The following is an 18,283-nucleotide window of genomic DNA, read 5'->3' on the forward strand; positions in this document are numbered from 1 at the left end:
ATGGATAAATTACCAAAGTTAGGAGTACCAGTAATAATTGGAATTGTTGTAATAATATTTTTAATAATTAAATCTGCAGTTACTATTGGTCCTGGTGAAGGTGGCGTTATTTTCGAGCGCTTAGGAAATGGTATAAATACAGATAAAACCTATGGAGAAGGTTTTCATATTGTAGCTCCTTGGAATGATATGATTGTTCGCAAAGTGCGTCAACAATCAATCTCAGACCAAATGAATGTACTTTCTGTTAATGGTCTAGAAGTAAAAGTTAACGGTACTATTTGGTACGAACCAGAATACAGTAAATTAGGACTTTTAATAAAAACTAAAGGAGAAGATTACGAGCGTGAATTACTTGATCCTGCCGTAAATGCTGCGGCAAGAAGTGTAGTTGGGCGTTACACACCAGAACAGTTATATTCTAGTAAAAGAGATTTAATAGAACAGGAAATTTTAGACGAAGTTACAAAACTATTAGAAGGACAATACTTAAATGTAAAGCGTGTTTTAGTTGAAGATGTACAATTACCACCAACTATTAGACAAGCAATTGAACGTAAATTAAAGCAAGAGCAAGAGTCTTTAGAATACGAATTTAGATTAGTTACAGCTAGTAAAGAAGCAGATAAACAACGTATTGAAGCACAAGGTAAAGCAGATGCAAATAAAATTTTAAGTGCATCTTTAACAGATAAAATTCTGCAAGACAAAGGTATTGAAGCTACTGTAAAGCTTTCAGAATCAAGTAATAGTAAAGTAATTGTTATTGGTTCTGGAGATTCAGGAATGCCAATAATTTTGGGAAATCAATAATAGATAACAATTAATTAATACATATTAATTAGGATTTGTAAAATTATTTTCACAATATTTGTATATACAAAAATAAAACAATGACTTTTATTCAATTACATCATCATTTTCATACTTGCACTCAAGCGAGCTGAAGATGTATTGACTAAAATCAACATATTTTTAAAAACCGTTTGAGTAAATCAAGCGGTTTTTTGTTTTTATACAATTTACTAAATGATTTACTCAAGCTTTCAAAAAATAAAAAGAAACCAAAATGAGTAAATTAAAAATTGCAGTTCAAAAATCAGGAAGACTTAACGAGGATTCTATGCAAATCCTTAAAGCTGTTGGTATTTCTATAGACAATGGTAAAGACCAATTAAAGGCTTCGGCTAAAAATTTTCCTCTAGAAATTTTTTACCTACGTAATGGAGACATTCCACAATACCTTAAAGATGGTGTGGTAGATGTTGCTATAATTGGAGAAAACGTACTAATCGAAAAAGGAAACGATATTAAAATTGCCGAGAAATTAGGCTTTTCATCTTGTAAAGTGTCTGTTGCAGTACCAAAAGGCGTGAAATATAATTCGGTTAAAGATTTAGAAGGAAAGCGCATTGCAACCTCATATCCTAACACAGTAAACCAGTTTTTAGATAAAAACGGAATTAAAGCAAACTTACACATTATTAATGGTTCGGTAGAAATTGCACCAAATATTGGCTTAGCAGATGCAATTGTAGATATTGTTTCTAGCGGAAGTACATTATTTAAAAACGGTTTAAAAGAAGCAGAAGTTATTTTAAAATCGGAAGCAGTTTTGGCTGTATCTCCTAAAATTTCTGAAAACAATCAAGCCATTTTAAATAAATTACAATTTCGATTACAGTCTGTTTTAAAAGCTAGGCAATCGCGTTATGTGTTGTTAAATGCACCAAACAATAAAGTAGACGATATTATAAACATTCTTCCAGGTATGAAAAGTCCAACAGTTTTACCTCTTGCTAAAAAGGGTTGGAGCTCAATTCACTCTGTGATAAATAAAAATGATTTTTGGGAAATTATCGACGAGTTAAAAGAAAATGGAGCAGAAGGCATCCTAGTTTGTCCAATTGAAAATATGGTGATATAAATGAAAACTATTAACAATCCTAAACAATCAACTTGGTCTACTATTTTAAAACGACCAACACAAACCGTTAACGATATTGAAACTACGGTAACTCAAATTTTTGAAGACGTAAAACGTAACGGAGACCAAGCAGTAGCAAAATATACACAATTATTTGATGGAGCAGAATTAGCGTCAAATACTGTAACTACTGAAGAAGTAGAAGTAGCAAGTGCTAAAATTTCTACCGAATTAAAACAAGCTATTCAACAGGCAAAAAGCAATATCGAAACCTTTCATAAAGCACAAAAAACAGAAAAAGTTAGTGTGCAAACTACCGAAGGTGTTAACTGCTGGCAAGAAAAAAGAGCCATTCAAAAAGTTGGTATTTATATTCCTGCTGGTACTGCGCCTTTATTTTCAACTGTTTTAATGTTGGCTGTTCCTGCACAAATAGCAGGATGTAAGGAAATCATATTATGTTCGCCTCCAAATAAGGAAGGAAACATTGCTAACGAAATTTTATATACAGCACAATTATGTGGTGTAACCAAAATTATTAAAGTTGGTGGCATTCAAGCCATTGCTGGTTTAACCTTTGGAACAGAAAGTATGCCAAAGGTTTATAAAATATTTGGACCAGGAAATCAATACGTTACTGTAGCAAAGCAATTAGCTACTAAATATGGTGTGGCAATCGATATGCCAGCTGGACCAAGTGAATTATTGGTTGCTGCAGATAATAGCTCAAATCCTGCTTACGTAGCTTCAGACTTATTAAGTCAAGCAGAACATGGTATTGATAGTCAAGTAATTTTATTGTCAGATTCTTTAAAATTAGTCCAAGAGGTGCAAAATGAAATTGACAAACAGATTGAAGCATTGCCAAGAAAAGATATAGCTAAAAAAGCCATGAAAAACTCTAAAGCTATTATAATGGAAGACGCCAATGATGCATTAGATATAATTAATGACTATGCTCCAGAACACTTAATATTATGCACTAATGATAATGATTTTTTTGTAAATAATATCATTAATGCAGGATCTGTATTTATAGGTAATTATACACCAGAAAGCGCAGGAGATTATGCTTCAGGAACTAATCACACACTGCCTACAAACGGATTTAGTAAAGCGTATTCTGGAGTAAATTTAGACAGTTTTACTAAAGCCATTACGTTTCAGAAAATCACTAAAGAAGGTATTAAAAATATAGGAAATACTATAGAGTTAATGGCTGAAGCCGAAGGTTTACAAGCTCACAAAAATGCTGTAACGCTTCGTTTAAACGATTTAAAGTAATGAACACAACATTTAACATAAACAACCTAGTTAGAGCTAATATCAAAGCTTTAAAACCATATTCATCTGCAAGAGATGAGTTTAAAGGTACAGCAGATGTGTTTTTAGATGCCAACGAAAATCCGTTTGGAGAGTTAAACCGTTATCCAGATCCACAGCAATCAAAAATTAAGGAAAAATTATCTACCATTAAATCTGTAGAAACCAATCAGATTTTTATTGGTAATGGAAGCGATGAAGTTATCGATTTAGCTTTTCGTATTTTTTGTGAACCTGGAAAAGACAAAGTCTTAACCTTTACACCAACTTACGGAATGTACGATGTGTCTGCAAACATCAATAATATAGAGGTGATAAAGCAACCTTTAATAAACGATTTTCAAATTAATTTAAATCAATTACAACCGTATTTAGATTTTGAAGATGTAAAAATCATTTTTATTTGCTCGCCAAACAATCCTACAGGAAATACAATTAATACTGATGATATTGAATATATTCTTGAGAATTTTAATGGTATCGTGATTGTAGATGAGGCTTATATCGATTTTAGCTCGCAAGCATCATTTATTAAAAATATAAATAAATATAATAATCTAATTGTAAGTCAAACCTTTAGTAAGGCTTGGGGATTAGCAGGTGTTAGAGTAGGAGTTGCCTATGCTAGCGAAGCAATTATTGCACTTTACAATCGCGTAAAACCTCCTTATAACGTAAGCACTTTAAACCAAGAAGTAGTTTTAGAACGTTTAAATAATCAATTTGAAGTGTCTAAAAATATCGAGACTATTCTTTCAGAAAGAACAAAGTTAAAAGACGCTTTAAATCAGTTAGATATTGTTAAAAAAATATATCCAACGGATGCTAATTTTTTATTAGTTGAAGTCGATAATGCAGACAGAATCTACCAATACTTAATAGATAAAAAAGTAATCATTAGAAACAGAAATACTCAGGTTGAGAATTGTATTCGAATTACTGTTGGAACAAATCAAGAGAACAAAAAACTAATTGAAGCTTTAAAAAATATATAACGTCATTCTGAACTTGTTTCAGAATCTCACAAGAACATATAATCATGAAAAAAGTACTATTTATAGACAGAGACGGAACCTTGGTGTTAGAGCCACCTATAGATTATCAATTAGATAGTTTAGAGAAATTAGAGTTCTACCCAAAAGTATTTCAATACATGGCTAAAATAGCTTCAGAGTTAGATTTTGAGCTAGTTATGGTCACTAATCAAGATGGTTTAGGAACCGATTCTTTTCCTGAAGACACCTTTTGGCCTGCGCAAAACAAAGTAATTTCAGCATTCGAAAAAGAAGGTGTTGTATTTTCTGAAGTGTGCATAGACAAAACATTTCCGCATGAAAATGCCGAAACTCGCAAGCCTAGAACAGGTTTGTTAACGAAGTATTTTGATAAAACTGAATACGATTTAGATAATTCGTTTGTTTTAGGTGATCGCATTACAGATATGGAATTGGCTAAAAATCTAGGAGCAAAAGGTATATTTTTATCTGAAAATCCAGAATTAGGTGCAGATGAAATTGAAAGTTCAAAACAAGCCATTTTAGACTGTATCGTATTAACAAGTACAGATTGGAAAGCGATTTACGAGTTTTTAAAACTTAATGATCGTGTAGAAGAAATCACGCGTAACACCAACGAAACTAAGATTTACATTAAATTAAATCTTGATGGTTCTGGTAAAAATAATATCGATACAGGTTTAAAGTTTTTCGACCACATGTTAGACCAAATTGGTCGTCATGGTGCCATGGATTTAACCATAAAAGTTGATGGCGATTTAGAGGTTGATGAGCATCACACCATTGAAGATACCATGATTGCTTTGGGAGAATTATTCAACAAAGCATTAGGTAATAAATTAGGTATCGAGCGTTACGGTTTTTGTTTACCTATGGACGACTGCTTAGCACAAGTAGCAGTTGACTTTGGAGGTAGAAACTGGTTAGAATGGGAAGCTGATTTTAAACGCGAAAAAATAGGAGATATGCCAACCGAAATGTTTTTCCACTTATTTAAATCATTTACAGATGGTGCAAAATGTAATTTAAATATTAAAGCTGAAGGCACTAACGAGCACCACAAAATAGAAGGTATTTTTAAAGCCTTTGCAAAAGCAATGAAAATGGCTGTAAAACGTGATGCTAATAAAATGTTTTTACCATCAACTAAAGGTATGTTGTAATGAAATTAATAATAATAGATTACGGAGCAGGTAATATAAAAAGTATTCAATTTGCCTTTAAACGCTTAGGATACGATGCTATTTTATCTAATAATCCAGATGAGATTAAAGCAGCAGATAAAGTTATTTTTCCAGGAGTTGGTGAGGCAAGTTCTGCAATGCAAATGCTAAAAGAAAGTGGTTTAGACACTTTAATTCCAACATTAAAACAACCAGTTTTAGGGATTTGTTTAGGTATGCAATTGATGTGTAAATCTTCAGAAGAAGGTAATACCATAGGTTTGGGTATTTTTGATGTAGATGTCAAGCGTTTTAACAATACCGTTAAAGTGCCACAAATGGGATGGAATACGATAACAGATTTAAAATCGGAATTGTTTAAAGATATTAAAGATGAAGCGTTCATGTATTCTGTACATAGTTTTTATGCCGAAAATTGTAAAGAAAGCATTGCAACAACTACTTATAGTGTAGATTTTGCTTCAGCTTTACAGAAAGATAATTTTTATGGTGTGCAATTTCATCCAGAAAAATCATCTGTAGCAGGAGAACAAATATTAAAGAATTTTATAACACTTTAGTGTGTTATTCAGTTCTTGTAATTCAGAATATAAAACAAAAGATAGTGTACTGTCATTCCGCACTTGATGCGGAATCCACAATAAAAAGCAAATATTAATTAAAGAGATCCTGAAATGAACTCAGGATTGATTAACAAGTTAATCATGAGAATAATACCAGCAATAGATATAATAGACGGAAAATGTGTACGCTTAACAAAAGGCGATTACAATACCACTAAAATTTATAATGAAAACCCACTAGAGGTTGCAAAACAGTTTGAAGGCGCAGGAATCGAGTATTTACATATGGTAGATTTAGATGGTGCAAAAGCATCTCACGTGGTAAACTACAAAGTGTTAGAGCAAGTAGCAACAAAAACCAATTTAAAAATTGATTTTGGAGGTGGTTTAAAGTCTGATAACGATATTATTACTGCCTTTAATTCTGGTGCAAAACAAATTACAGGAGGTAGTATTGCCGTTAAAAATAGAGATACTTTTGAGCGTTGGATTAATAAATATGGCGCTCAGAAAATCATTTTAGGAGCAGACTGTAAAAACGAAAAAATTGCCATTAGTGGTTGGTTAGAAGAGAGTAGTTTAGAGGTAATTCCGTTTATAAAAGAGTATCAAAAACAAGGCATTCAATATGTAGTTTGTACAGATATTTCAAAAGACGGAATGTTAGAAGGTCCATCAATAGATTTGTATAAAAAAATAATTGAAGAATGTACAAACGGTAGTTCTGGTCAATCCATAAAACTTATAGCTTCTGGTGGAGTAACGACTATTGAAGATTTAGAAACGCTTTCAGAAATTAATTGCGAAGGTGTAATTATAGGTAAAGCGATTTACGAAAACAGAATTACTTTAAAAGAATTAGAACGATTTTTATAATATGCTTACAAAACGAATTATACCATGTTTAGACATTAAAAACGGAAGAACCGTTAAAGGTGTCAATTTTGTAAACCTTCGTGATGCTGGAGATCCAGTAGAATTAGCAAAACAATACGCAGTAAAAGGTGCAGACGAGCTGGTTTTTCTAGATATTTCGGCTACTTTAGAAGGTAGAAAAACCATGATTGATATGGTTTTAAAAGTAGCAGAACACGTTAATATTCCGTTTACAGTTGGTGGAGGAATTTCGTCTATTGAAGATGTAGATGTGCTTTTAAAATCTGGAGCAGATAAGGTTTCTATAAACTCTTCAGCAGTAAAACGTCCAGAATTGGTTAATGAATTGGCTAATAAATTTGGTAGCCAATGTGTTGTGGTTGCTATAGATGCTAAGCAAATTAATGGTGAATGGATTGTGCATTTGGCTGGTGGAAGTATTCCAACCGAGTTAAATTTGTTCGATTGGGCAAAAGAGGTTGAAAGTAGAGGTGCAGGAGAAATTTTATTTACCTCAATGAATAACGATGGCACCAAAGCAGGTTTCGCAAACGAAGCTTTAGCCAAGCTTTCTGAAACTTTAAATATTCCCATAATAGCTTCAGGTGGAGCAGGAACAGTTCAGCATTTTATAGATACCTTCAAAGACGGAAAAGCTGACGCAGCATTGGCTGCAAGCGTATTTCATTTTGGTGAAATTGCAATTAAAGATTTAAAAGAAGCATTAAGAGATAATAATATAGCAGTACGATTATAATGAACATAGATTTTAATAAAAACAACGACGGTTTAGTACCAGCAGTAATTCAAGATGCCACAACAAAAAATGTATTAATGTTGGGTTATATGAATGAAGAAGCGTTTAATAAAACTAAAGACACCAAATTGGTTACTTTTTTTAGCAGAACCAAAAACCGTTTATGGACTAAAGGTGAAGAAAGCGGAAACGTTTTAAATTTGGTTGATATTAAACTAGATTGCGATAACGACACATTGTTAATTCAAGCAAAACCAAAAGGTCCAACATGCCATACAGGAAGCGATACGTGTTGGAATGAACAAAACGATGAAAATTTCGGTTTTATTTCTAAACTAGAAAACACTATAGAAAGTCGTGTAAAAGCAGGAGATTCTGAAAAATCGTATGTGGCGTCATTATTTGCGAAAGGTATAAATAAAGTAGCTCAAAAAGTAGGAGAGGAAGCAGTAGAAGTAGTTATTGAGGCAAAAGATGATAATGACGATTTGTTTTTAAACGAAAGCGCAGATTTATTGTTTCATTATTTAATGTTATTGCAGGCTAAAGGATTTAAACTTAAAGATGTGGTTAACGTTTTAAAAGGAAGAGAAAAATAAAAAGCTGTTACAATCTTTGTAACAGCCTTTATCTAATGTTGAAATAGAAAGTTTAATCGCGAATTAGAACCACGTTATTTTATTGTTTATTTAGTTGTTTTCGGTTGCAATAACTTCTAAAGTTTGAGCTATCCAATCATGATTAAAATCTAAAGGATATTCTGGTACAACACCTTTGCCTTCGTATTGTAAGTATTCGCTAAAGTCCATGTCTGTTGGTTTTATATTAAAATATCCAGAAGGTGTATTGTAATTGTAGCCATAATTCATACCATAAGCAATAATACCTCTTGTGGTTTGGCCTAAATGTTTTGCACTTTTTAGCTTTTTAAGTTTAATAGTAAACTGTTCGCCATTACTGCCTGTAAAACAGTTGGTTAAAATGTAAACGTTTTTCTTTTTTAATAATTTTATAAAAGGATCTGATAATTTTTTATTTCCGCCTCCATTACTTCTTAAATCAACAATTACATTTTCAGCAGTTAAATCTTTTTTCATTTTATTGTAAAAAGCCTTAAAAGCATTCTTGTTTTTTTTACTAAATGAACTAAAATTTCCAAAATACATGTATTGTGTATTGCTATTTAGTTGTTTAAACTCCCAATCAGATTGATTTTTAATTGGTAACTCTGCATTAGCTGTATTTCCTTCTTTTTTATAAGCCCAAAGTCGATCATTTTCAAAAGAAATACTCCTTACAAAACCTGGAATTCTTGTAACAGGATGATAATAATAAAGGTTGTATTTAATATCGTTTTTAGGCGTTGCTTCAAAAATAATTTCTCCAGGTTCCCATTGTTTTAAATCACTACTTAGTACAACACCAATTAGCTTATTTTTATCTGCTGAGAAATATATACCAATTTTTTGTGATTCGTTATAATTGTAAATACCTTCTAATTCAGCTTCATTTTTTTGTGTTAATTGGTCCTTAAGCGTTTGAAGATGATGTGTCGTTTTGGGATGATTTTTAAATGTATCTGTTGTTTTAAAATCTATTATTTTGGTGTCGTCCTTAGTGTCTTCTTTAGACAAATAAGTGTCGTTAAATGTTAAACTACAATGCACATCGTTAATTAAAACCATTTGTTGTAGTAATAATTTATAACAAGCTTCAATAGGCATTGGTGCTTTCATTTTTGAAGCTAATGTTTTATATGTTTCATTAAAATCATCTAATTTTTCACCTTTTATTTGATCTTTATATGAAGGCATTGCTTTTAATTTTTCAACTACAAAATCTAAATCGCTTTTACAATCGCAAGTTTTATTTTGTGCAAAAGAGAAATAAATTCCGAAGAAAAAAACTAAAATAAAAGTGGTTGCATTTTTCATAATTACTGAATTTTATTGATTAAACTTTCTGAAACAAAGATATATTTCAAGTTTAAGAAAACTCAATATTAATAGGTGTTTGGGACGAAATAATGCTATGTTGTGGCGAAATTAAAAGTGTTTTTTACTTTTTCTAAATAGGTTTTAGAGATTGGCACTTTAACATCGTTAGTAAGTAATATAAAATGCTTTCCTTTTTCTATTTTCCAAGATTGAAAATGATAAGGATTAATAATATTAGAGCGATGTGTTCTTAATAATTCTGGAAAACTATCTTCAATAACAGATAGTTTATTTCTAATAAGACTTTTCTTTATATTTTGACCAGAGAGATATAAAACTTCAATATAGTTGTCTGAAGATTGAATGGTAATTAAATCATTTAAATGCAATTTTAAATTCTCGTAATTGCCTTCTCCATTAATTTCAATTTTTTTGTCCTCTAGTTTTTTTTCATGATACTTACCAAAAGCAAAACGACCAATTATAATAATAGGTAATATTACAGAAAGCGCAGGAAAGAAAATAGATTTTACCATATATAATAAAGTATATGGATTGGGCTCGTTAATTACTACTACGTATAAATACAGTAGTCTGGCTAATATTATGGAAACAATAGCTAGACATATTATAAAAATAATTTCATGCTTTAATTTCCATGCTTGTTTACTGTTTTTAAATAGAAAATATTGTAGTGGTAAAAACAAGTAATATGAAATAGCGCCAATTAATCCGTAGAGTGGAAGATAGGTTAGTTTTTCTGTAGTATTTAATTCAGAAACATCTAAAGGTTCTGTAAAAAACAGAAAAATAAAAACCCAAATAGCTATGGATAAACCAATAATTATATGGTGTTTTAAATTTGGATCAAAAGGATATTTAAGTTTCAAAAAATATAATAAGTATAAAATAAAAGCATCAGTTTTATTATATAATACTGATGCTTTAAACTGTTTACATAAGTTTTTATTTAAGCCAACCTTTTTGTTTAAAAAGTCTTGCTAAAAGAACAAATATTATAGCAAAAACAATAATCATTATAGTCATGCCTATACTACTTGCGTAACCATTAATTAAAATATAACTCATTTGAATTAACACAGCTAAAAGCGATAATAACATTAGAGTATAGCCTAATTTTTTTCTCAATAAAATAAAAACAAAACCAAAGAATCCTGCAAATACAGCTATAGCAAAAGCAGCAGTAACCCAAGTAGGAGTGTTAGCTACAATATCTAACTGTTCTTGGGTATACATTGCTCTATGGCTTTCTGTATTAAAGGCTTGCTGCAAATAAGCATTTACTCCCATTCCGTTCCAAATAAGCCCAATTACAGCTATAATCCAGAACCAAATTGGTGGTTTTTGTGTCGAGTTTTCTGTCATAATTTTAAGTTTTAGTTAGTTATTATTATTACAATTTATAAAAATTTTGTTTAATGCTATTAATAAGTTTACTTTCGAAATCAATTTCAAGCAATGTTTACAAAAAAATTCTATTATTTAATAAAGCTTCAATATTTAGGCTACCGTTTTCATGGTTGGCAAAAACAACCAGATGTAAAAACATTACATTTAATGGTAGATCGCACTTTAAATTTTATACTAGAAGGAAAACGATTTAAAAGTTTGGCTTCTGGAAGAACAGATGCAATGGTATCTGCAGAAGAAACAGCGATAGAATTATTTGTATATGAAGAAATAGGTAATAAAAATGATTTTTTAAAACTCTTTAATACTAATTTACCTCAAGATATTAGAGCATTATCTATTAAAGAGGTAGATGAGAAATTTAATATCATTAATAACCCAAAAGTAAAAGAATACATTTATTTATTTGCTTTTGGAGATAAGTTCCATCCATTTTGCGCACCAATATTAACAACAATCTTGGATGATTTAGATGTAGAAATAATGAAGAAAGGAGCAAAGCTCTTTGAAGGTGAACATTATTTAAAAACCTATTGTTACAAACCATCTGATAACGGAATTTACAATCGAGAAATTCTAACTTGTGAGATTGTAGAAAATACTATTTACACAGCAAACTTTTTTCCAAAGAAAAGTTATTTACTTCGTGTAAGAGGAAAAGGCTTCATGAGAAACCAAATACGTTTAATGATGGGTACTCTAATAGACCTTGGTAAAGGTAAATTAACTTTAGACGATATAGAAGCTTCTTTAGAGCCTAATAACACTATAAAAATGGAGTATATAGCTCCAGCATCAGGCTTAATACTTAAAAGTCTTGATTTCGAATAACTCTGTTAATTAAATTAACAACACTTCATTTTCATTAACATAATTTAAGTTAATAAATTTCTAATTTGGTTAAAAGCCGTTAAATCAAGGAGATGTAACTGCATATATGCCTATATTGATAATAGAACCAAAAAAAACTATTATAAATTATGAGCTATTTGAATATGCAAGATGAAAAACTACTACCAGTAGTTATGGAACTAAATACTTTATTATCCGATTACCATTTATACTATCAAAAATTAAGAACTTTTCATTGGAACATTCTAGGAAAGAATTTTTTCGATTTACATATTAAATTCGAAGAAATGTATAATGATGCACAATTAAAAATTGATGAAATAGCAGAGCGTATTCTTACACTTAGGCATCATCCAGTGAGTAAATTTAGCGATTATTTAAAAATTTCTTCACTTAAAGAAGTTTCGGGTATGACTACAGATAAGGATATGGTAGACATTTTGCTAGAAGACCATAAACTTATACTGTCTCAAATGAGTACAGTTATACAAAAAGCAGAAAACGCTGGAGATGAAGGTACAATAGACCTTATTGGCGCTTACATTCGTGAATTAGAAAAAATGAGTTGGATGTTAAATGCATGGTCTAAAAGCACTAACGATCAATTAAAACGTGATGAAGTTAAAAGTTAATTTTTTCAAGGCAGAAAAGAAAATTAATTAACAATAACTTTATAATAACAAGAAAAATGACAGAAGAATTAAATAGAGCTTATGAGCTATTATCTGATAAACTTATAGGATGGTTTAATGCCATTGTAAAAAACATTCCAAACTTAATAATAGCAATTATTGTTTTAGTTGTTTTTTACTACATATCTAAATATGTATCTAGAATTATTGGAAAGTTAGTATCTAAAAAAGTACACCAAGATTCTTTAGTTAATATTATAACCAAAATTGTTGCAATAGTAATTATAGCAGCAGGTTTATTTCTAGCACTAGGAATATTAAATCTTAGTAAAACACTAGAAACATTAATAGGAGCAGCAGGAGTATCTGGTTTGGTAATAGGTTTAGCCTTACAAGGCACATTAAGCAACACTTTTGCAGGTATTGTTTTAAGTTTTAGAAAAAGTATAGAACTAGGGCATTGGGTAGAAACAAATGGTTTTGCAGGTGAAGTTGTAGAAATTAGTTTAAAAAACTTTGTTGTAAAAGAAGCAGATAATAAACTAGTAATGATACCAAATAAATCCATATTGGAGAATCCGGTTAAAAATTATTCTTTAACCAAAAAAATGCGAATTATTGTAAGTTGTGGCGTTGGTTATGAATCAGATTTGGAGAAAGTAAAGCAATTAACAAAATCGGCTATTGCAAAACAATTTGCAGAAGTTGAAAAAGAAGAAGATGTAGAGTTTTATTATCAAGAATTTGGAGACAGTTCCATCAACTTTATAACAAGATTTTGGATTAAAGGAAACAAAGCAAAAGATAAAATTACAGGACAAAGTGATGCTATTATAGCTATTAAAAAAGCATTCGATGCAGAAAATATTAACATTCCTTTTCCTATTAGAACGCTACAGTTTGATAACAAATTAAGCTTAGCAAAAGACGAGAAATTTAACGAGGCAGAAGCCTAATAAATTTATATAAAAACAATTATTAATCACTAAAAACTAAAAATTATGTTACGTTGGACAATCACATTTATTATTATTGCAATAATCGCCGGAGTTTTAGGCTTTGGTGGCATTGCAGGAGGAGCAGCAGGAATTGCTAAAATATGTTTTTTCATATTTCTAGTATTATTCGTACTATCTTTAATTAGAGGAAAAAGATAATTTATCAATTTGTATTTTCAATTAAATTTAATTGTAAATTTATTTAATGAATTAACAAAATCTAAATTTTAAAACAATGAAAAAATTATCATATCTTTTTATACTAATGTTCTCTCTATCAATATTTTTAACAAGCTGTAGAGAAGAAAAGAAAACACCTGAAGAAAACATAGAAGAAGTAATGGAAGATGTTAGCGATGACATTGATAATGCTTCAGACGATGTACAGGATGCTATTGAAGATGTACAAGAGGAAATAGAAGAAGTTGAAGACTAATTTTAAATAACTTAAAACCAAAAACAATGAAAAAATTACCATATTTATTTATCGTACTGTTTACAATGTCTATTGCTTTATCAAGCTGTAGAGAAGAATCAACAGGAGAAAAAGTAGAAGATGCAGTAGAAGATGTTGCAGATGATATTGAAGACTCAGTAGATTAATCTATCTAAATTAAATACTAAAGTCTCAGATTCGTAATTCGAGTCTGAGACTTTTTTGTATTTTTATATTCTCATTTTAAACTAAAATATGATTTCTAAAAAAGTACTTAATTTTTTAAAAGCTCTAGAAAAAAATAATAACCGAGATTGGTTTAACGATAATAAAAAAGAATTTAAAACTTTAGAAACAGAAGTTAAAGAGTTTTATAATGCTATAAACCAAAAATTAAGTATTCACGACGAAATCGATAAAGTTAAAGCCTTTAGAATTTATAGAGATGTTCGTTTTTCTAAAAACAAACAACCATACAAAACTAATTTTGGAGCTTCCTTTCATAGAGTAAAACCTAGATTACGCGGTGGTTACTATTTTCATATTCAACCTAATAACCAAAGCTTTTTAGCTACAGGTTTTTGGGCTCCAGAAAAAGAAGATTTATTGCGAATAAGAAAAGAGTTTGAGATGGATGACCAAGAGATTAGAGAAATTATAAATAATAAAGCCTTTAAATCTGTTTGGGGAGAACTTGAAGGAGAAGAATTAAAAACAGCTCCAAAAGGTTTCGATAAAGAGCATCATGCTATAGATTTAATTAGAAAAAAACAATTTGTATTTACTAAAAAACTTACAGATAAAGAAATACAAAGTAAAGAGTTAATAGATATTATAGATCAATCGTTTAAAGCCATTAGGCCATATTTTAATTATATGAGCGATGTTTTAACTACAGATTTAAATGGTGTATCTTTAATTGATGGTTAAACAGCTATAAGTGTCTCTGCTTTTTCAAATAATTGAATATTGCTTTGTAAACGTTGAATAACAATATTCATCATGCGTTTGTTTAATGCCGATGAGTTTTCTATATAAATTTTATATTCATCTGTAGTAAATTGGCCTATTACCATACCTTTTAAAGAATTTCTAAATTTAATATCTTTATGTATAGCATTATCTATATAATGCAAGCGTCTCTCAGTAGTAAGTTCATAAAAAACGTTCTTATGTTTTTTAATGTAATTTTTAAAAACAGCTATAAGTAAATCATTTTGTAATTTAATAATAGGACGTAAAGTTATGTTTTGAAAACGTTCATCTTTACTCATATTATCACTTATTTTAATAGAATCTATTGTAGGCCTAATATCTAATAATTGTAAGTCTCTAGTTGTCATATCATAAGGGTTTTTATAAAAATATTAATTATATAACTATAATGATTTCATATAGTAATTTCTTGTTAACTGTTTTATGAACAATTACCTTTAACTTATAAAATATAAATATGAAATTTGGAAGCGTTGATAATCCAGAATTAATAGACTTTACTTTACCCAAAGACCATAAAGACACTAAACGTGTTTTAAATTTGGTTAAGGACGATAACATACCAGAAATATATGTTGGTTGTGCAAAATGGAATAGAGCAGATCTTAAAGGATTTTATCCTAGAGGAACAAAAGATGAATTAGCTTACTATTCTACACAATTTAATGCTATCGAGTTAAATGCAACGTTTTACCGCATATTTCCTGCAGAACAATTTGCTAAATGGCACCAAAAAACACCTTCAAATTTTAAGTTTTTTCCAAAATTAAATCAAGAGATTTCTCATTGGAAAAGACTACAAGACACTAACGCTATTGTAGAAAACTACTTATATAATGCCTCAAACTTACAAGAAAAATTAGGAACAGTTTTTTTGCAAATGCATAATAATTTTGCGCCTAAAGATTTTAATCGTGTTATAGATTTTGTAGAGAGTTGGCCAAAAGAAATTCCGTTAGCAATAGAGTTTAGGCATACAGATTGGTATAATACAGAGGTTTCCGAAGAATTATATAAACTGTTAGAAACAAACAATATTTCTAATATAATAGTAGATTCTGCAGGACGAAGAGACATTATGCATATGCGTTTAACAAATAGTACAGCATTTGTAAGATATGTTGGAGCAAATCACCAAAGCGATTACTCTCGTTTAGACGAGTGGATAGAGCGTATAAAACAATGGACAACACAAGGCATTAAAGAGATAGATTTTTTTATACATCAAAATTTAGAAAAAGAATCGCCTTTACTTGCAGCCTATTTTATAAAAAAATTAAATAATGAATTGGGATACAATTTAAAAATTCCAAATCAAGATAATGAACCACAACAAAATTTATTTTAAATATGAGATTTCATACAAGAAAATGGGTAAAACCCGAAGATTTAAATCCTAATGGAACGCTTTTTGGCGGAAGATTATTAGCTTGGATAGATGAAGAAGCAGCGTTATATACCGTTGTACAGTTAAATAACTCTAAAATTGTAACTAAATACATGAGTGAAATTAATTTTAATAGTAAAGCTGTAGAGGGCGATATTGTTGAAATTGGTATGGAAGTTAAAAAATTTGGTAAAAGCTCAATTACTCTAAAATGTGAAGTTAGAAATATGATGACTAGAGAAACCATTATAACCGTAGAAGATATTATTATGGTTAACCTTGATGAGAATGGTAAACCTAAACCACACGGAAAAACAAAAGTTGAGTTTGTAAAAGATAGGCTAAAAGATAAATAACTATTCTTTTAGCAGCTCTTTTATACGGTTTTCTAAAGCACTACCAGAAATTTTTTCGCTGGCAATATTACCATTTTTATCAATTAATAATTTAAATGGAATAGATTCTACACCATATCTAAATGCTATTCTTTTATTTTTATCAATAATATGGTAGTCCCAAGTTAAACCATCTAGTGCAATAGCATTAAGCCACTCTGCTTCGCCTTTGTCTTCACTTACGCTTAAAATCTCAAATCCTTGGTTTTTATATTTATTATATAAAGATACTAGCGTTGGATTTGTTGCTCGACAAGGCGCACACCAGCTTGCCCAAAAATCTACTAAAATAACTTTTCCTTTTGGTATAGAATTTAAAGAAAGTGCTTGTCCATAAGGATTTAAACCGTCAATTTTATAGGCCTTTGGCCTGTATTCATTTTTAAAAGACTGCTCAATTTTTTTAACAACAACAACAGGTAAGCGTTTTTCAATATTATTTTCTTTAATAACAATTAAAGAGTCAATACGCTTTGTAAACTCTATATCACGTAATTCTTGAGATAATCCATTATATAAAGTTCTTAATGTTTTAGAGTTATATGTTTCTAAATTATCGTTTATTAACATAGCAGAAAAATAAGAATCGGAATGATTTTTAATAAACGACTTTACATATTCATTTTGCTCACTAAATAACTCTAGTCTTCCTTGCCTTAGTGTTTTTAAGTTTTGTGAAGAAAAATCGCCTTTCATACCATAGTACAAAGCAATACCTTTGTTTTTAAAGTCGGTCATTTGCGAAGTGTAATCTAAATATTCTTTTTGAATTTTAGATGCTGAATATACCGTTGAGAAATCTACGCGCTTATTTAGAAAAACATAAATATCGGATGCATCAACTAAAAAAGAAAATCCTTTATTTTTATTCTTAACGTTAGAGATTTTATATATAGATGGTGTTTCTGCAGATCCTTTAAATTTAAAATTAGTGTTAATAACTTTAGTAGAATCTATTAAATCAAAAGTATCATCTTCAGCTTTAAATAAATAAACGTAAGTATCATTATCTAAGAAAGATACTCCATTAATTAAAAACTCATTATCAAGCCTAGTATTAACTTTTACAATAGTGGTAGATAATGTGTCTTCTTCTTTAGCTGTATTTGTTGATTCTTTAGCAGAAAAATACTCGCAATTAAATAAAAATAAACAGCAAGCAATTAGTAAAAAGCGAGGGAAACTAGACATAAATTCAGTATTAATTACTGAATATTACAACATTTTTTGATTAAGCCAACGGCTTTAAATATTTTTTATCAACATAAAAAGTTCCAAAAGGAATAAGAGAACCTAATAAAATTAGTATAAAGGTTTTTGAATTCCACTTGTAAGTTGTGCGCAAAAATATAGCTAAAGCAATGTAAGCTACAAATAATAAACCATGAGGCATACCAAGTAACTTAACATATTCATCACTACCATCAGGTAATCGTTTATATATTGCAGCAACCATTAATAATAAATACGAAACACCTTCCAAAAAGGCAACAATTCTAAAGGTTTTTAGCATAACATTTTAATTATAAAAAAAGCAAAGTTAATAAAAGTGGATTTTGAAATAGCCATTTTT

24 protein-coding genes are annotated in these 18,283 nt (G+C 29.8%); 18 read left to right on the plus strand and 6 right to left on the minus strand.

Annotation, left to right across the window (positions count from 1 at the left end):
- The 9 genes from BWR22_RS08035 (at nucleotide 1) to hisIE (ending at nucleotide 8,245) form a co-directional block, all read left to right on the plus strand.
- Nucleotides 1–813 (plus strand): prohibitin family protein, encoded by an 813-nt coding sequence (locus BWR22_RS08035; protein WP_076733171.1) that lies wholly within the window; start codon nucleotides 1–3, stop codon nucleotides 811–813.
- A gap of 256 nt (nucleotides 814–1,069) precedes the next feature.
- Entirely contained in the window at nucleotides 1,070–1,927 is an 858-nt protein-coding gene (gene hisG, locus BWR22_RS08040) for an ATP phosphoribosyltransferase (protein WP_076733172.1), read from the plus strand.
- Nucleotides 1,928–3,211, plus strand: a complete 1,284-nt coding sequence (hisD, locus tag BWR22_RS08045) for a histidinol dehydrogenase (protein WP_076733173.1) — start codon at nucleotides 1,928–1,930, stop codon at nucleotides 3,209–3,211.
- A complete protein-coding gene (gene hisC / locus BWR22_RS08050) occupies nucleotides 3,211–4,245 on the plus strand; it encodes a histidinol-phosphate transaminase (protein WP_076733174.1) in 1,035 nt (344 codons plus the stop codon). Before hisD ends, hisC begins: the two co-directional genes overlap by 1 nt.
- Nucleotides 4,246–4,289: 44 nt before the next feature.
- Entirely contained in the window at nucleotides 4,290–5,429 is a 1,140-nt protein-coding gene (gene hisB, locus BWR22_RS08055; protein WP_076733175.1) for a bifunctional histidinol-phosphatase/imidazoleglycerol-phosphate dehydratase HisB, read from the plus strand.
- The gene (gene hisH, locus BWR22_RS08060; RefSeq protein ID WP_076733176.1) at nucleotides 5,429–6,010 is read left to right on the plus strand and encodes an imidazole glycerol phosphate synthase subunit HisH; all 582 of its coding nucleotides are present in this window, start codon (nucleotides 5,429–5,431) and stop codon (nucleotides 6,008–6,010) included. The genes hisB and hisH overlap by 1 nt, the downstream gene beginning before the upstream one ends.
- 144 nt (nucleotides 6,011–6,154) lie before the next feature.
- Nucleotides 6,155–6,889 (plus strand): 1-(5-phosphoribosyl)-5-[(5-phosphoribosylamino)methylideneamino]imidazole-4-carboxamide isomerase, encoded by a 735-nt coding sequence (hisA, locus tag BWR22_RS08065; RefSeq protein WP_076733177.1) that lies wholly within the window; start codon nucleotides 6,155–6,157, stop codon nucleotides 6,887–6,889.
- Nucleotide 6,890: 1 nt separating this feature from the next.
- Complete coding sequence (hisF, locus tag BWR22_RS08070) at nucleotides 6,891–7,646, plus strand: imidazole glycerol phosphate synthase subunit HisF (protein ID WP_076733178.1); 756 nt, start codon at nucleotides 6,891–6,893, stop codon at nucleotides 7,644–7,646.
- Entirely contained in the window at nucleotides 7,646–8,245 is a 600-nt protein-coding gene (gene hisIE, locus BWR22_RS08075) for a bifunctional phosphoribosyl-AMP cyclohydrolase/phosphoribosyl-ATP diphosphatase HisIE (protein WP_076733179.1), read from the plus strand. Before hisF ends, hisIE begins: the two co-directional genes overlap by 1 nt.
- Before the next feature lie 90 nt (nucleotides 8,246–8,335).
- Here hisIE and BWR22_RS14300 read toward each other — a convergent pair whose 3' ends face one another.
- From BWR22_RS14300 to BWR22_RS08095, 3 genes are all read right to left on the minus strand, one after another.
- Complete coding sequence (locus BWR22_RS14300; protein WP_083678253.1) at nucleotides 8,336–9,580, minus strand: S41 family peptidase; 1,245 nt, start codon at nucleotides 9,578–9,580, stop codon at nucleotides 8,336–8,338.
- Nucleotides 9,581–9,675: 95 nt separating this feature from the next.
- The gene (locus BWR22_RS08090; RefSeq protein WP_076733180.1) at nucleotides 9,676–10,473 is read right to left on the minus strand and encodes a LytTR family DNA-binding domain-containing protein; all 798 of its coding nucleotides are present in this window, start codon (nucleotides 10,471–10,473) and stop codon (nucleotides 9,676–9,678) included.
- Nucleotides 10,474–10,549: 76 nt separating this feature from the next.
- Nucleotides 10,550–10,969: a hypothetical protein gene (locus BWR22_RS08095; protein WP_076733181.1), complete on the minus strand. Its 420-nt coding sequence runs from the start codon at nucleotides 10,967–10,969 to the stop codon at nucleotides 10,550–10,552.
- Nucleotides 10,970–11,062: 93 nt separating this feature from the next.
- On the opposite strand from BWR22_RS08095, the gene BWR22_RS08100 reads away from it, so the two are divergent.
- The 7 genes from BWR22_RS08100 (at nucleotide 11,063) to BWR22_RS08125 (ending at nucleotide 14,862) form a co-directional block, all read left to right on the plus strand.
- A complete protein-coding gene (locus tag BWR22_RS08100) occupies nucleotides 11,063–11,845 on the plus strand; it encodes a tRNA pseudouridine synthase A (protein ID WP_076733182.1) in 783 nt (260 codons plus the stop codon).
- Nucleotides 11,846–11,994: 149 nt separating this feature from the next.
- The gene (locus tag BWR22_RS08105; protein WP_076733183.1) at nucleotides 11,995–12,498 is read left to right on the plus strand and encodes a Dps family protein; all 504 of its coding nucleotides are present in this window, start codon (nucleotides 11,995–11,997) and stop codon (nucleotides 12,496–12,498) included.
- Between the two features lie 56 nt (nucleotides 12,499–12,554).
- Nucleotides 12,555–13,454, plus strand: a complete 900-nt coding sequence (locus BWR22_RS08110; RefSeq protein ID WP_076733184.1) for a mechanosensitive ion channel family protein — start codon at nucleotides 12,555–12,557, stop codon at nucleotides 13,452–13,454.
- Nucleotides 13,455–13,499: 45 nt separating this feature from the next.
- Nucleotides 13,500–13,655, plus strand: coding sequence for a DUF1328 family protein (locus tag BWR22_RS08115; protein WP_076733185.1), 156 nt, complete (start codon nucleotides 13,500–13,502; stop codon nucleotides 13,653–13,655).
- A gap of 76 nt (nucleotides 13,656–13,731) precedes the next feature.
- Nucleotides 13,732–13,932 (plus strand): hypothetical protein, encoded by a 201-nt coding sequence (locus BWR22_RS08120; RefSeq protein ID WP_076733186.1) that lies wholly within the window; start codon nucleotides 13,732–13,734, stop codon nucleotides 13,930–13,932.
- 26 nt (nucleotides 13,933–13,958) lie between these two features.
- Entirely contained in the window at nucleotides 13,959–14,099 is a 141-nt protein-coding gene (locus tag BWR22_RS14415; protein ID WP_170148501.1) for a hypothetical protein, read from the plus strand.
- Nucleotides 14,100–14,187: 88 nt separating this feature from the next.
- Nucleotides 14,188–14,862 carry a DUF2461 domain-containing protein gene (locus BWR22_RS08125; protein WP_076733187.1) on the plus strand — a complete coding sequence of 225 codons (675 nt, stop codon included), beginning with the start codon at nucleotides 14,188–14,190 and terminating at the stop codon, nucleotides 14,860–14,862.
- On the opposite strand, the gene BWR22_RS08130 is transcribed toward BWR22_RS08125, so the two are convergent.
- Complete coding sequence (locus tag BWR22_RS08130; RefSeq protein ID WP_076733188.1) at nucleotides 14,859–15,275, minus strand: glyoxalase; 417 nt, start codon at nucleotides 15,273–15,275, stop codon at nucleotides 14,859–14,861. The two genes, BWR22_RS08125 and BWR22_RS08130, sit on opposite strands and share 4 nt — an antisense overlap.
- 110 nt (nucleotides 15,276–15,385) lie before the next feature.
- On the opposite strand from BWR22_RS08130, the gene BWR22_RS08135 reads away from it, so the two are divergent.
- Together BWR22_RS08135 and BWR22_RS08140 are read left to right on the plus strand one after the other, a co-directional pair.
- Complete coding sequence (locus tag BWR22_RS08135) at nucleotides 15,386–16,276, plus strand: DUF72 domain-containing protein (protein WP_076733189.1); 891 nt, start codon at nucleotides 15,386–15,388, stop codon at nucleotides 16,274–16,276.
- Between the two features lie 2 nt (nucleotides 16,277–16,278).
- Nucleotides 16,279–16,671, plus strand: coding sequence for an acyl-CoA thioesterase (locus tag BWR22_RS08140; RefSeq protein ID WP_076733190.1), 393 nt, complete (start codon nucleotides 16,279–16,281; stop codon nucleotides 16,669–16,671).
- On the opposite strand, the gene BWR22_RS08145 is transcribed toward BWR22_RS08140, so the two are convergent.
- Nucleotides 16,672–17,901, minus strand: coding sequence for a TlpA disulfide reductase family protein (locus BWR22_RS08145; protein ID WP_076733191.1), 1,230 nt, complete (start codon nucleotides 17,899–17,901; stop codon nucleotides 16,672–16,674). It abuts the gene before it with no gap.
- 40 nt (nucleotides 17,902–17,941) lie between these two features.
- On the minus strand, nucleotides 17,942–18,223 hold the full coding sequence (locus BWR22_RS08150; RefSeq protein ID WP_076733192.1) for a DUF3817 domain-containing protein: 282 nt from the start codon (nucleotides 18,221–18,223) through the stop codon (nucleotides 17,942–17,944).
- Nucleotides 18,224–18,283 lie beyond the last annotated feature (60 nt).

Source organism: Lacinutrix venerupis (genome assembly GCF_001971745.1).
GTDB lineage: Bacteria > Bacteroidota > Bacteroidia > Flavobacteriales > Flavobacteriaceae > Lacinutrix > Lacinutrix venerupis.